Source organism: Lentzea sp. CA-135723 (assembly GCF_050936595.1).
Taxonomy (GTDB): domain Bacteria; phylum Actinomycetota; class Actinomycetes; order Mycobacteriales; family Pseudonocardiaceae; genus Lentzea.
The window spans coordinates 4,471,190-4,483,484 of the sequence record NZ_JBNJMK010000001.1; the positions used below are offsets into that span (position 1 = coordinate 4,471,190).

Consider the following 12,295-nt stretch of genomic DNA (forward strand, 5'->3'; position numbering starts at 1 on the left):
CTCGCGAGAAGGGCGGCCCCACCATGAAGAAGTCCGCTGCCGTGCTGATTGGCGGTGTCCTGGCGCTAAGCACCGTCGGCTGTGGGAGCGGTTCCACGACCGAGCCGGGCGGCAAGGTCCAGATCAACATCAACGGCCAGCCGCCGCAGACGCAGGCGTTCGACCGCAAGGTGTTCGACGAGGACGTCGCCGAGTTCGAGAAGGCGAACCCGGACATCGACCTCGTGCCGCACGAGGGGTTCATGGACCCGAAGACGTTCAGCGCCAAGCTCGCCGGTGGGCAGCTGGAGGACGTCTTCTACGTCTACTTCACCGATCCTGCGGCTCTCATCGCCCGCAAGCAGGCGGCGGACCTGACGGACTACGTCAAGGACGTGCCGCACTACGGCGATCTCAAGCAGGAGCTCAAGGACGTCTTCACGGTCGACGGCAAGGTCTACGGCCTGCCGACGGCGAACTACACGATGGGCCTGCTCTACAGCCGCGCCAACTTCACCAAGGCTGGCCTCGACCCCGACAACCCGCCGAAGACGTGGGACGAGGTGCGGGCGGCGGCCAAGAAGCTCAAGGACGCCGGTGTCACCGGGTTCGCCGAGTACAGCAAGAGCAACCAGGGCGGCTGGCACTTCACGACGTGGATGAAGTCCGTCGGCGGTGACATCGCCAAGAAGGACGGCGACACGTACAAGGCCGACTTCAACAACGACAAGGGCAAGGAAGTCCTGCGCAGGCTCAAGGAGATGCGCTGGGACGACAACTCCATGGGCGAGAAGCAGCTCCTGGAGATCGGCGACGTGCAGAACATGATGGGCGCCGGGCAGCTCGGCATGTACCTGGCCGCGCCGGACAACGTCGCCGCGATCGTCAACCAGTTCAAGGGCAAGTACGACGACTACGGCCTGGCCGCGATCCCGGAGCAGAAGGGCACCCTGCTCGGCGGCGAGGGCTACATGATCAACCCGAAGGCCACGCCCGACAAGATCAAGGCCGGCCTGAAGTGGATCCAGTGGAAGTACCTGAACCCGGACCGCCTCGAGGGCAACCTGCAGAAGTACAAGGACCGCGGTCAGCCCGTCGGCCTGCCGATCCCGCCGATCGCCGACATCTGGACCGGTGAGCCGCGCAGCAAGCAGGAAGACCTCAAGGCCAAGTACGCCACCATGCCGGTGAAGAACTTCCAGGCCTACGTGGACGGTTCCGAGAAGACCAAGGGCTCGCTGGAACCGCCGCAGGCGCAGCAGGTCTACGCGATCCTCGACACCGTCGTGCAGGCGGTCCTCACGAACAAGGACGCTGACCACGCGGCACTGCTGAAGGACGCCGAGACCAAGGTCAACGCTGTTCTTGCGCAGGTGAAGTAAGTGCGGCGCCACGTCACCGCGTACGGCTTCCTGAGCCTCGCGCTGGTCGTCTTCGCGATCTTCTCCTGGTGGCCGATCGTGCGCGGGGTGGTCCTGAGCTTCCAGCAGGTCAACTTCGTCACGAGTCCCGACTGGGTCGGCTGGGAGAACTTCGAACGACTCTTCGCCGACCCGCTGTTCGGGGTGGCGTGGCGCAACACCTTGTACTTCACGCTTCTGGCTCTGCTGCTCGGCTTCGGCGTCCCGTTCCTCACGGCCGTCGTGCTCAACGAACTGCGGCACGCCAAGGGTTACTTCCGCCTGCTGGTCTACCTGCCGGTCATGCTCCCGCCGGTCGTCACGGCCCTGCTGTGGAAGTGGTTCTACGACCCGGGTCCCGGCCTGTTCAACTCCGTCCTCAGAGGACTGAACCTGCCGACGCTGCAGTGGCTCGACTCGGCGAGCACCAGCATGATCAGCCTCGTCCTGGTGATCACCTGGGCGAACATGGGGTCAGCGACCCTGATCTACCTGGCCGCGCTGCAGACCATCCCCGGCGAGCTGTACGAGGCGGCGGACCTGGACGGCGCGGGCATCATCAAGAAGGTCTGGCACATCACGATCCCCCAGACCAAGTTCGTGATCCTGATGCTGTTGCTGCTCCAGGTCGTCGCGACCATGCAGATCTTCACCGAGCCGTTCATCATGACCGGCGGCGGCCCGGAGGAGTCCACGGTCACCGTGCTGCTCCTGCTGTACCGCTACGCCTTCTACTACAACGACTTCGGCACCGCGAGCGCGCTGAGCCTCATCCTCTTCGCGGTGCTGGGCGTCTTCTCCTTCCTCTACCTCAAGATCACGAAGAAGGCCGACGCATGAGGACTCTCACCAGGGGCACCGGCCCTGCGTACTGGATCGTCCTGGTCGGCACGCTCGTCCTGTTCACGGCCGCGTTCCTGCTGCCACTGGTCTGGGTGCTGCTCGGCGCGTTCAAGCCGCCGGCCGAACTGGCCCAGCAGCCGCCGACGATCCTGCCGCAGACGTGGGAACCGGGCGCGTACGCCGAGGCCTGGAACTACATGGAGCTCGGCAAGTTCTTCCTCAACACGCTCGTCGTGGCGCTCGGCGCGTGGGCCGTGCAGATGGCCGTGATCGTCCCGGCGGCCTACGCGCTGAGCAAGCTCCGGCCGATCTTCGGCAACGCGATCATGGGCCTGATGCTCGCGACGCTGATGCTGCCGTCGACGGCCGTGCTGGTCCCCGTCTACCTCACGCTCACCGACCTCGACCTGCTGAACAACCCGGCGGGCATCTGGTTGCCGGCCGCGGCGAACGCGCTGAACGTCTACCTGCTCAAGCGCTTCTTCGACCAGATCCCGGAAGAGCTCCTCGAAGCGGCCAGGATCGACGGCGCCAACACGTGGACGACCCTCGTCCGCATCGTGCTGCCGATCTCGCGCCCCATCCTCGCCGTCGTCTCGATCTTCGCGGTCGTGGCGGCGTGGAAGGACTTCATCTGGCCGCTGCTCGTGTTCCCCGATCCGGCGAAGCAGACGCTCAGCGTGGCGCTCCAACGCTTCGCGCCGGACACACCGATCAACCTCCTGCTCGCGGGCCTCGTGCTGGCGAGCCTGCCGATGGTGGCGCTGTTCCTGGCGTTCCAGCGGCACATCCTCGCGGGGCTCACCGCGGGCGGCGTAAAAGGCTGAAAGGAAACACCAGATGAGTTGGTGGCGGAACGCATCCATCTACCAGGTCTATCTGCGCAGCTTCGCGGACGGCAACGGGGACGGCATCGGCGACATCGCCGGCCTCCGCGCCAAGCTCCAGCACATCGCGAGCCTCGGCTTCGACGCGATCTGGCTCAACCCGTGGTACCCGAGCCCGCTCGCCGACGGCGGCTACGACGTGGCCGACTACCGCGACATCGAACCGGTCTTCGGGTCGCTCGCCGACGCCGAGAAGCTCATCGCGGACGCGCACGGCCTGGGCATCCGGATCATCATCGACCTCGTCCCGAACCACAGCAGCGACCAGCACCCGTGGTTCAAGGACGGTCTGTGGGACCGCTTCCACATCCGCGACACCGAGGAGCTCCCGAACGACTGGCAGTCGCGCTTCGGCGGTCCCGCGTGGAGCAGGCTCGAGGACGGCCGCTGGTACCTGCACCTCTACGCCGCCGAGCAGCCGGACTTCAACTGGGAGAACCAGGTCGTCCACGACGAGTTCGAGGACATCCTGCGGTTCTGGCTCGACCGCGGCGTCGACGGCTTCCGCATCGACGTGGCCGACGGCCTGGTCAAGGACTTCTCCAAGCCGAACGCCGATCTGCCGTACTCCGACCAGGACGGCGTGCACGAGATCTACCGGCGGTGGCGCCAGGTCGTGGACGAGTACGACGGCGACCGCATCCTCGTCGGCGAGATGTGGCTGCCTGACCCGGAGAGGTTCGCCAGGTACCTGCGCCAGGACGAGATGCACAGCGCGTTCAACTTCGACTTCCTGTGCTGCCCGTGGAACGCCGACGAGCTGCGCAAGGTCGTCGACAGCACGCTCGCCGCGCACGAACCCGTCGGCGCGCCACCGACCTGGGTGCTCTCCAACCACGACGTCACCCGGCACGTGACCCGCTACGGCCGCGAGAAGACGGGGTTCTCGTTCGCGGACCGGCAGCACGGCGCGCCGACCGACTTCGACCTGGGCACGCGGCGGGCGCGGGCGGCGATCATGCTCACGGCCGCGCTCCCCGGCGGCGTCTACGTCTACCAGGGCGAGGAGCTGGGCCTCTGGGAGGTCGAGGACCTGCCGGACGAGCTGCGCGAGGACCCGGTGTGGCACCGCTCCGGCTTCACCGACCGGGGCCGGGACGGCTGCCGCGTGCCGCTCCCCTGGTCCACTCAGGACGGTCCGAGCTGGCTGCCGCAACCGGCGAACTGGCAGGACTTCTCGGTGTCGGCCCAGCAGGACGACCCGGACTCGATGCTCGCCCTGTACCGCCAGGTGTTCGCGCACCGCCGCGGCGTCGACGGCGACCTGGAGTGGCTCGACCTCGGCGAGAACGTGCTGGCGTTCAAGCGCGGTGACACCACGTGCGTGGTCAACCTGTCGGACGCGCCCATCGAACTGCCGGGCGTGCCAACGTTGTCAAGCATCCCGCTGGTGGACGGCAAGCTGCCCGGTGACGCGGCGGCCTGGCTGAAGTAGCGGCAGTTCCGGGGGTGGGCGGGGGTGGCGTGAAACCACCCCCGCCCTCACCGCGTGCGAAGAATCGTCCAGCTTCAGCGCGTCGCGTACGGCGTGTCGTCGACCTTCGCCGCCTCGGTCGGCAGGTTCTTGGCGATGCCGATCGCCGTGGTGTCCACGATTGCGTCCGCCGCGCCCTTCGGCATGATCGCCGCAAGACCCGTCTTGCACTTCTCCAGCACCTCGAAGATCTTGTTCACGACCTTCGACAGGTTCCGGATCGTCTTGATCACCTTGTCGAGCCAGTCCGAGACCTTCTTGGCCCACTTCATGACCAGCCGGATGCCGTCGGCGACGATGCCCGGCGTCGCGAGCCCGACCGTGAGCAACGCGGCCGCCGCCCACCGGATCAGCGCCTGCACGAGCTCGCTCATCGCCATCGAGATCAGGTCACGCACGATCGTCCGGACGGTCGCGACGGCCACACCCGCGCCGGTCAGCGCCGCGCCAACGCCCTCGGCAGCGAGCCCGGCGGCCTTCACCCCGGTCGCCTCGGCCTTCGCCACCGCGGTGTAGGCGTCGATCGCCGCACCCCGCCACGCGCTGGTGTCGGTATCGACCAGGCGGGACATGTCCTCGCCTGCCCGCTTGAGGTGATCACCGACGTTGCCCCAGGTAGCCGCGTTCTGGTTGATCACGCCGGGGTTGCCCGCGAGCGAGTCGAGCATCGACTTCAACGGTTCGACGTGCTCGATGAACCACGCGAACGCCGAGGACAGCAGCGTGCCGAACGGGTCGGTCAGGAACCCCAGCGCGTCGATGCCCGCGCCGAGGACGTTGATGCCCGCCTCCGCCCAGTCACCGCGCTGGATCGCCGAGACCGCGTCCGCCGCGGGCTCGACCAGGTTGAGGCCGGCGAGTGCGCCGGGAGGGTCGGGAGCCTTGGCCACCAACGGGTTCGGTGCGGTCATGAGGTCAGCTCCCCCAGCTTCTCGACGATCTTCTTGAAGTTGCCGCCGAGCGCCTGGTCGACGTTGTCGTACACATCCGCCATGCCGTTGACACCGTCCACAGTGGCGTCGACGACGCCGTGCGCGGTGTTCACCGCGCCGGTGCCGGCCGCCTCGATGGTGCCCATGAGCGGCTCCAGCAACGGGCTGCAAAGAATCCCGTACGCGTTGGCACCGTTGATCCGCGCCTGCCCGATGGCCTGCTGCGCCACCTCGATCTGCTTGACGATGCCTTCCAGCCGGCGAGCGTGGTCACGCATCGCCTGCGTCTGGACGTTGAAACCCCCTGCGGTCATGCCCCTCACCAGCCCTTGTTGTCGCGGGCGAAGTTGTGCCCGCCGAAGTCGTCATCATCGGAAGGACCGGTCGGACGTGGCGGCGTCGGGTCCACGGGCGGCGGCTCCGGGAAGCGCTCGTGGTAACCGCCCATCAGCGCGTCCATGGTCGCGGAGTCCTCGCCGATGATCGGCGCCATGGCCTCCTGCATCTTGGCCGCGATCTGCGCCTGAGCGGTCCGCATGACGTTGAGGATCTCGGCTGACAGCTGCGCGGGCTGCTTGCGCAACGCCGCGTCGGTCAGGTCCATGGTCGAGACGATGCCGTTCTGGTCGACCGTGACGGAAACCGAGCCGTCAGAAGAGCGCTGTGTCACCGACACCGCGTTCGCGACCTGCTTCATCTCGTCTGCCTGCTTGAGCTTGGCCTGGATCTGCTCGTTCCACTGACGCATCATCGCGTCGGGGTCAGCTGCTGCCGGATTCATCTAGAAGTCCCTCTCCTGTGCCTTCTTACGACGGGAGCCCACCGTTCCCACAACAGCGAGCGCCCCGATCACCCCGATCCCCAGGCCGCCGAACATGGACCCGATGCCCAGAAACACGCTCGGCTCGAAGTCGGCCCGGTAGACCGGCGAGTTGCCCGAACCGTTGCGGACGGCTCCCTCGCCCCGCTGCACCACTGGCACCTCGGAACCCTTGTCGGACGGCGTGAGCTGGTCGGGTTCGGCCCTCATCCGTTCCTGCCGCCCGCTCTCCCAGACGATGTCGGCCTGGCAGCTCCACCAGGTGCCGAAGCCGCGGATGCTGACCGGCCCCTCGCTCGTGCACTCGGTCACACGTGCGACGCCCCGGTCAACCAGTGGCCTGGAGTTGGTGCCCGCCGCCGGATCGAACTTCGTGAAGCCCGTCAGTCCCAGGAGGACACCCGCGACCAAGATCAGCAGGGCGAACAGGCCAGCGACCCATTTCATGCGCCTTGTCCCCTCGTCCACTAGGTGTTCGACTGGAATCCGATGCGCCCGGTTCCCCCGGTTCGAGCAACGACCTGGGGGCCATCCGGGCACGCGAACCGGGTGATTCGGGCGCGCCCATTCTGGTCGACCTGCGTGAACGATCCGTCACACACGGCGAGACGGGCGGAAATCGGGCAGGATCTCACCCAGTTGTGGTGCCCACCACAATGTTTCGAGGGTGTTTCATCTATGCACGGCCCGAACGGGCAACCCGAGAGCCGAATGGGCAGGTGACATGCGAGCCGAGGAACGCAAGCGCCGCATCCTGGCCAGGGCCCGCGCCGACGGCCGCGTCGACGTGGTGGAGATGGCGCAGGAACTGCGCGTCGCGCCCGAAACGGTCAGACGCGACCTGCGCGTGCTCGACGAGCACGGTCTGGTGCGACGCACGCACGGTGGTGGTGTCCCGGTCGAGAGCGCCGGCTTCGAGACAGGACTCCGGTTCCGCGCCGGGTCGCACGTCCCGGAGAAGCGGCGGATCGCGAAGGCGGCCGCCGAACGGCTCGACGACGCCGAGACGGTCTTCATCGACGAGGGCTACACGCCGCAGCTCGTCGCGGAGGCGTTGCCCACCACCAACCCGCTCACGATCATCACGGCGTCGCTGCCGACCGCGGCGGCGATGTCCGAGCACCCGTCGTGCACCGTCCTGCTGCTGGGCGGTCGCGTCAGGGGCCACACACTGGCCACTGTGGACCACTGGACCACGAGGATGCTCGGCGAGATGGTCATCGACCTCGCCTACATCGGCGCGAACGGCATCTCCCGCGAGCACGGTCTGACCACGCCCGACCCGGCGGTCGGCGCGGTGAAGGCCAAGGCGCTCGGCGCGTCCCGCAGAAAGATCTTCGTCGGGACGCACACGAAGTTCGGCGTCTCCAGCTTCCACCGGTTCGCCGAGGTCTCCGATCTGGAGGCGATCGTCACCGACAGCGGCCTCACCGCGCACGAGGCCCACCGGTACACGCTGCTTGGCCCCAAGGTCGTCAGAGCCTGATCTGCTGCCCTCCCCTCTCGGGCGCGACATCCCCCGTCTTCAACGCGCCCGAAAACCCTTGAAAGGAACCGACGATGTCGTCGATTCGCACACTCGGAGCCGCCACCGCGGTGTTGCTGCTCGCATCCGCCTGCTCGGGCGCGGGAGGCGGAGGCGGTGGTGAGAACTCGGTGAACGTCCTGATGGTGAACAACCCGCAGATGCAGGACCTGCAGAAGCTCACCGCGGACAACTTCACCAAGGACACGGGCATCAAGGTGAACTTCACCGTGCTGCCGGAGAACGACGTCCGAGACAAGATCAGCCAGGACTTCTCCAGCCAGGCCGGGCAGTACGACGTCGCCACGATCTCCAACTACGAGACGCCGATGTACGCCAAGAACGGCTGGCTCGCGCCGATGGACGACTTCGTGTCCAAGGACAGCGGGTTCGACCAGGCCGACATCCTGGAGCCGATCCGGCAGTCGCTGACCGCCGCGGACGGCAAGGTCTACGCGCAGCCGTTCTACGGCGAGTCGTCATTCCTCATGTACCGCAAGGACATCTTCGCCGAGAAGGGCGTCACGCTGCCCGACAAGCCGACCTGGCAGCAGGTCGCGGACGCGGCGGCGAAGGTCGCGACGCCCGAGGTGCGCGGCATCTGCCTGCGCGGCCAGCCGGGCTGGGGTCAGGTCATGGCGCCGCTCACGACGGTCGTGAACACCTTCGGCGGCACGTGGTTCACCAAGGACTGGCAGGCGCAGGTCAACGCGCCGGAGTTCAAGGAGGCCACCAAGTTCTACGTCGACCTCGTCCGCAACCACGGTGAGGCGGGCGCCCCGCAGGCCGGTTTCGCCGAGTGCCTCAACAACATGACGCAGGGCAAGGTCGCGATGTGGTACGACGCCACGGTCGCCGCCGGCCTGCTCGAGGCCGACGACTCGCCGATCAAGGGCAAGCTGGGCTTCACCCAGGCGCCGGTCGTGAAGACCGACACGTCGAGCTGGCTCTACACCTGGGCGTTCGGCATCCAGAAGGCGTCGAAGAAGCAGGAGAACGCCTGGAAGTTCATCTCCTGGGCGTCCGGCAAGGGCTACGAGGAGCTCGCGGGCAAGACGCTGGGCTGGTCGAAGGTCCCGGACGGCAAGCGTTCCTCGACCTACCAGCGCGCCGAGTACAAGCAGTCCTCCGGTTCGTTCGCCGCGGCCGCCGAAGCCGCCATCAAGGGTGCGAAGCCGAACGACCCCGGTGTGCAGCCGCGTCCGGCGCCCGGCATCCAGTTCGTCGGCATCCCCGAGTTCACCGACCTCGGAACCCAGGTGTCGCAGCAGATCAGCTCCGCCATCGCGGGGGCGACGTCCGTGGACGACGCGCTGAACAACGGTCAGGGTCTCGCGGAGAAGGTCGCGGCGAAGTACAAGGGACAGTGACATGGCAGTCCTGACTCGTGAGGAGCGGCCGGTGGACAACCGGCCGCCCCCGGTCCCCCGCAAGGGCTACTCGAAGTGGGCGCGGCGGGCTCCCCTGCTGCCCGCGCTCATCTTCCTGATCATCGTGACGCAGCTGCCGTTCGTCGCGACGCTCGTCATCTCGTTCATGAAGTGGAACTCGCTCGATCCCACCAACCGCGGGTTCGCCGGGTTCGACAACTACGTCAACGTGTTCACCGACCCCGACCTGAGGTCGTCGGTCGTCAACACGATCGTGCTGACCGCGTCGGTCGTGCTGATCAGCCTGGTCCTCGGGCTCGGGCTCGCGTTGTTGCTGGACAAGAAGTTCCGGGGCCGCGGGTTCGTGCGCACCATGCTCATCGCGCCGTTCCTGGTCGTCCCGGTGGCGGCGGCGCTGATCTGGAAGCACGTGCTCTACAACCCGGAGTACGGCCTGTTCAACGGAATCCTGAACTGGCTGGGCTTCGACGCCCAGCCGGACTGGATCTCGACCATGCCGATGAGCGCCGTGGTGCTGTCGCTGGTGTGGCAGTGGACGCCGTTCATGATGCTGATCCTGCTGGCGGGCCTGCAGTCCAAGCCGATCGAACCCGTCGAGGCGGCGACGATCGACGGCGCGTCGTCGTTCCAGATCTTCCGCTACCTGACGTTCCCGCACCTGCGCCAGTACCTGGAGCTCGGCGGGCTGCTCGGGTCGATCTACATCGTGCAGAACTTCGACGCGGTCTTCACCATCACGTCCGGCGGTCTGGGCACGGCGAACCTGCCGTACATGATCTACCAGACCTTCTACCAGGCCCACGAGTACGGCGAGGCCTCCGCGGCCGGCGTCATCGTGGTGGCGGGGTCGATCATCATCGCGACGTTCGCGCTGCGCACGGTGTCCTCGTTGTTCAAGGAGGAGAAGCGATGAGTCGAATTTGGGGTGTGCTCGCCTGGTTCGCCGGCATCGTCTTCTTCGCACCCGTGGCGTGGATGTTCCTGACCTCGCTGCACAGCGAGACGGACGCGGCCACGAACCCGCCGTCGGTGCTGGCGCCGATCACGTTCGACGGCTACGCGGAGTTCTTCGACTCCGGCGCGTGGCCGCCGCTGATCAACTCGTTCAGCGCCTCGATCGGGTCGACGATCATCGTGCTGCTGCTGGCGATCCCGGCCGCGTACGCGTTGTCGATCAAGCCGGTGGAGAAGTGGACGGACGTCCTGTTCTTCTTCCTCTCCACCAAGATGATGCCGGTCGTCGCGGCGCTGCTGCCGATCTACCTGATCGCGCAGTTCTCCGGGATGCTCGACAACATCTCGTTCCTCACGCTGCTGTACTGCTCGATGAACCTGCCGATCGCGGTGTGGCTCATGCGCTCGTTCCTGTCCGAGGTGCCCAAGGAGATCCTGGAAGCGGCCTCGATCGACGGCGCCGGGCTGATCACGATCCTGCGCCGGGTGGTCGCGCCGATCGCCATGCCCGGCATCGCCGCGACGGCGTTGATCTGCTTCATCTTCAGCTGGAACGAACTGCTCTTCGCACGGGTGCTGACCGGTGTCGTCGCCGGTACCGCCCCCGTGTACCTCACCGGGTTCGTCACCTCCCAGGGCCTGTTCCTGGCCAAGGTGTGCGCGGCCGCGGTCGTGGTGTCTCTGCCGGTGCTCATCGCCGGGTTCGCCGCCCAGGACAAGCTCGTCCAGGGCCTTTCGTTGGGAGCGGTCAAGTGAAAGCAGCAGTGATCACGGGCGTCGGGTCCGTCGAGGTGACCACTGTGGACGATCCCAAGTGCGGTCCGCGCGAAGTCGTCGTGGACGTGGCTGCCTGTGGGCTCTGCGGTACCGATCTGCACATCCTCCAGGGCGAGTTCGCTCCCACCCTGCCGGTCGTGCCGGGTCACGAGTTCGCGGGCACGATCGTCGAGATCGGCTCGCAGGTGAACGAGCTGCAGGTCGGTGACCGCGTGGCCGTCGACCCGTCGCTCTACTGCTTCGAGTGCCGGATGTGCCGCAACGGCATGAACAACCTCTGCGAGCGCTGGGCCGCCATCGGTGTCACGACGGCCGGCGGCGCGGCGGAGTTCGCGGTCGCGCCCGTCGCGAACTGCGTGAAGCTGCCCGACCACGTGCGACTGGAGGACGCGGCGCTCATCGAACCGCTGTCGTGCGCGGTCCGCGGCTACGACGTGCTGCGGTCCAAGATGGCGCAGCGGGTGCTGATCTACGGCTCGGGCACGATGGGCCTGATGATGCTGCAGCTCGGCAAGCTGACCGGCGCGTCGTCGATCGAGGTCGTGGACCTCAACGAGGAACGCCTGAAGACCGCCGTCCAGCTGGGCGTCACCTCGGTGGCCACCTCGGCGGACGAACTGGACCGGCCGCAGGGCTGGGACGTCGTCATCGACGCCACGGGCAACGAGAAGGCCATCCAGGACGGCATCAACCGGGTCGCGAAGGGAGGCACGTTCCTCCAGTTCGGCGTCTCGGACTACTCCGCGCGGGTCACCATCGAGCCGTACAAGATCTACAACCAGGAGATCACCATCACCGGCTCGATGGCGGTGCTGCACTCGTTCGAACGGGCGGCGGACCTGTTCGCGACCGGAGTACTGGACCCCGAGATCTTCATCAGTGACAGGGTGCCGCTGGACGGCTACGCGGCGGCGTTGGACCAGTTCAAGGCGGGTGTGGGCCGCAAGATCCAGGTCCTGCCGTGAGCTGATCCGAGAAAGTTCTCGGAAGTTGCGGGCACTCGTGTATCTGGGCGAGTGCCCGTGACTCCTTCCTGGCATGTCGAAGTCCCGGCAGAACGTAGAAGTACCGCCGTACTTTTCGCACATGTCCGACGAAGAGCTCCTCGCCTGGTACGCGGAGCTCCAGGCGCGCGCTATGAACGCGCCGCCTGGGGACGTCGATTTCAACCACGTCCACAAGGAGTCCAAGCCGATGACGGTGGAGGAGCTCCGCCAGCGGATCATGACCTTCCAGGGCTGGCCTGGAGGTCTCACCACGCAGGACGCCGGTTCTCCGTTCCACAACCTGTGGCACTGGCTCAGCGACTGACG

The 12,295-nt window shown here is 66.9% G+C and carries 14 protein-coding genes; 10 read left to right on the forward strand and 4 right to left on the reverse strand.

The annotated features are described in order from the left end of the window. Nucleotides 1-23: 23 nt before the first annotated feature. Genes ACQEU1_RS20030 through ACQEU1_RS20045 form a run of 4 tightly spaced genes read left to right on the forward strand, consistent with a single transcriptional unit; the run spans nucleotide 24 to nucleotide 4,544 of the window. Nucleotides 24-1,361, forward strand: a complete 1,338-nt coding sequence (locus tag ACQEU1_RS20030) for an ABC transporter substrate-binding protein (protein ID WP_433203674.1) — start codon at nucleotides 24-26, stop codon at nucleotides 1,359-1,361. Further along, the gene (locus ACQEU1_RS20035) at nucleotides 1,362-2,219 is read left to right on the forward strand and encodes a carbohydrate ABC transporter permease (protein WP_433203677.1); all 858 of its coding nucleotides are present in this window, start codon (nucleotides 1,362-1,364) and stop codon (nucleotides 2,217-2,219) included. Continuing rightward, nucleotides 2,216-3,049, forward strand: a complete 834-nt coding sequence (locus ACQEU1_RS20040) for a carbohydrate ABC transporter permease (protein WP_433203680.1) — start codon at nucleotides 2,216-2,218, stop codon at nucleotides 3,047-3,049. The genes ACQEU1_RS20035 and ACQEU1_RS20040 overlap by 4 nt, the downstream gene beginning before the upstream one ends. 13 nt (nucleotides 3,050-3,062) lie before the next feature. Continuing rightward, nucleotides 3,063-4,544, forward strand: a complete 1,482-nt coding sequence (locus ACQEU1_RS20045; protein WP_433203683.1) for a glycoside hydrolase family 13 protein — start codon at nucleotides 3,063-3,065, stop codon at nucleotides 4,542-4,544. 74 nt (nucleotides 4,545-4,618) lie between these two features. Here ACQEU1_RS20045 and ACQEU1_RS20050 read toward each other — a convergent pair whose 3' ends face one another. From ACQEU1_RS20050 to ACQEU1_RS20065, 4 genes are read right to left on the reverse strand one after another with little or no spacing between them, the layout of a single operon-like run. After that, on the reverse strand, nucleotides 4,619-5,494 hold the full coding sequence (locus ACQEU1_RS20050; RefSeq protein WP_433203686.1) for a WXG100 family type VII secretion target: 876 nt from the start codon (nucleotides 5,492-5,494) through the stop codon (nucleotides 4,619-4,621). Continuing rightward, nucleotides 5,491-5,829, reverse strand: a complete 339-nt coding sequence (locus tag ACQEU1_RS20055) for a type VII secretion target (protein ID WP_433203689.1) — start codon at nucleotides 5,827-5,829, stop codon at nucleotides 5,491-5,493. Before ACQEU1_RS20055 ends, ACQEU1_RS20050 begins: the two co-directional genes overlap by 4 nt. Nucleotides 5,830-5,834: 5 nt before the next feature. Next, nucleotides 5,835-6,296, reverse strand: a complete 462-nt coding sequence (locus ACQEU1_RS20060) for a YbaB/EbfC family nucleoid-associated protein (protein WP_433203692.1) — start codon at nucleotides 6,294-6,296, stop codon at nucleotides 5,835-5,837. Continuing rightward, a complete protein-coding gene (locus ACQEU1_RS20065) occupies nucleotides 6,297-6,782 on the reverse strand; it encodes a DUF6346 domain-containing protein (RefSeq protein ID WP_433203695.1) in 486 nt (161 codons plus the stop codon). Nucleotides 6,783-7,059: 277 nt separating this feature from the next. Between ACQEU1_RS20065 and ACQEU1_RS20070 the strand changes: the two genes are divergently transcribed. The 6 genes from ACQEU1_RS20070 to ACQEU1_RS20095 all read left to right on the forward strand — a co-directional run bounded on the left by ACQEU1_RS20070 (nucleotide 7,060) and on the right by ACQEU1_RS20095 (nucleotide 12,293). Continuing rightward, nucleotides 7,060-7,821: a DeoR/GlpR family DNA-binding transcription regulator gene (locus ACQEU1_RS20070; protein ID WP_433203698.1), complete on the forward strand. Its 762-nt coding sequence runs from the start codon at nucleotides 7,060-7,062 to the stop codon at nucleotides 7,819-7,821. Between the two features lie 74 nt (nucleotides 7,822-7,895). Next, nucleotides 7,896-9,230, forward strand: a complete 1,335-nt coding sequence (locus ACQEU1_RS20075; protein ID WP_433203701.1) for an ABC transporter substrate-binding protein — start codon at nucleotides 7,896-7,898, stop codon at nucleotides 9,228-9,230. A 1-nt stretch (nucleotide 9,231) separates the two neighbouring features. Beyond that, nucleotides 9,232-10,164, forward strand: a complete 933-nt coding sequence (locus ACQEU1_RS20080) for a carbohydrate ABC transporter permease (RefSeq protein WP_433203704.1) — start codon at nucleotides 9,232-9,234, stop codon at nucleotides 10,162-10,164. After that, a complete protein-coding gene (locus ACQEU1_RS20085; RefSeq protein WP_433203707.1) occupies nucleotides 10,161-10,961 on the forward strand; it encodes a carbohydrate ABC transporter permease in 801 nt (266 codons plus the stop codon). The genes ACQEU1_RS20080 and ACQEU1_RS20085 overlap by 4 nt, the downstream gene beginning before the upstream one ends. After that, nucleotides 10,958-11,947, forward strand: a complete 990-nt coding sequence (locus ACQEU1_RS20090; protein ID WP_433203710.1) for a zinc-dependent alcohol dehydrogenase family protein — start codon at nucleotides 10,958-10,960, stop codon at nucleotides 11,945-11,947. The genes ACQEU1_RS20085 and ACQEU1_RS20090 overlap by 4 nt, the downstream gene beginning before the upstream one ends. A 121-nt stretch (nucleotides 11,948-12,068) precedes the next feature. Then, the gene (locus ACQEU1_RS20095) at nucleotides 12,069-12,293 is read left to right on the forward strand and encodes a hypothetical protein (RefSeq protein ID WP_433203713.1); all 225 of its coding nucleotides are present in this window, start codon (nucleotides 12,069-12,071) and stop codon (nucleotides 12,291-12,293) included. Nucleotides 12,294-12,295 lie beyond the last annotated feature (2 nt).

Bases quoted from the DNA above. Each gene is read 5' to 3' on its own strand.
- ACQEU1_RS20045 (WP_433203683.1), top strand. From the start codon at position 3,063: ATGAGTTGGTGGCGGAACGCATCCATCTACCAGGTCTATCTGCGCAGC.
- ACQEU1_RS20085 (WP_433203707.1), top strand. From the start codon at position 10,161: ATGAGTCGAATTTGGGGTGTGCTCGCCTGGTTCGCCGGCATCGTCTTC.
- ACQEU1_RS20060 (WP_433203692.1), bottom strand. From the start codon at position 6,296: ATGAATCCGGCAGCAGCTGACCCCGACGCGATGATGCGTCAGTGGAAC.
- ACQEU1_RS20050 (WP_433203686.1), bottom strand. From the start codon at position 5,494: ATGACCGCACCGAACCCGTTGGTGGCCAAGGCTCCCGACCCTCCCGGC.
- ACQEU1_RS20065 (WP_433203695.1), bottom strand. From the start codon at position 6,782: ATGAAATGGGTCGCTGGCCTGTTCGCCCTGCTGATCTTGGTCGCGGGT.
- ACQEU1_RS20070 (WP_433203698.1), top strand. From the start codon at position 7,060: ATGCGAGCCGAGGAACGCAAGCGCCGCATCCTGGCCAGGGCCCGCGCC.
- ACQEU1_RS20095 (WP_433203713.1), top strand. From the start codon at position 12,069: ATGTCCGACGAAGAGCTCCTCGCCTGGTACGCGGAGCTCCAGGCGCGC.
- ACQEU1_RS20040 (WP_433203680.1), top strand. From the start codon at position 2,216: ATGAGGACTCTCACCAGGGGCACCGGCCCTGCGTACTGGATCGTCCTG.
- ACQEU1_RS20080 (WP_433203704.1), top strand. From the start codon at position 9,232: ATGGCAGTCCTGACTCGTGAGGAGCGGCCGGTGGACAACCGGCCGCCC.
- ACQEU1_RS20055 (WP_433203689.1), bottom strand. From the start codon at position 5,829: ATGACCGCAGGGGGTTTCAACGTCCAGACGCAGGCGATGCGTGACCAC.
- ACQEU1_RS20075 (WP_433203701.1), top strand. From the start codon at position 7,896: ATGTCGTCGATTCGCACACTCGGAGCCGCCACCGCGGTGTTGCTGCTC.
- ACQEU1_RS20030 (WP_433203674.1), top strand. From the start codon at position 24: ATGAAGAAGTCCGCTGCCGTGCTGATTGGCGGTGTCCTGGCGCTAAGC.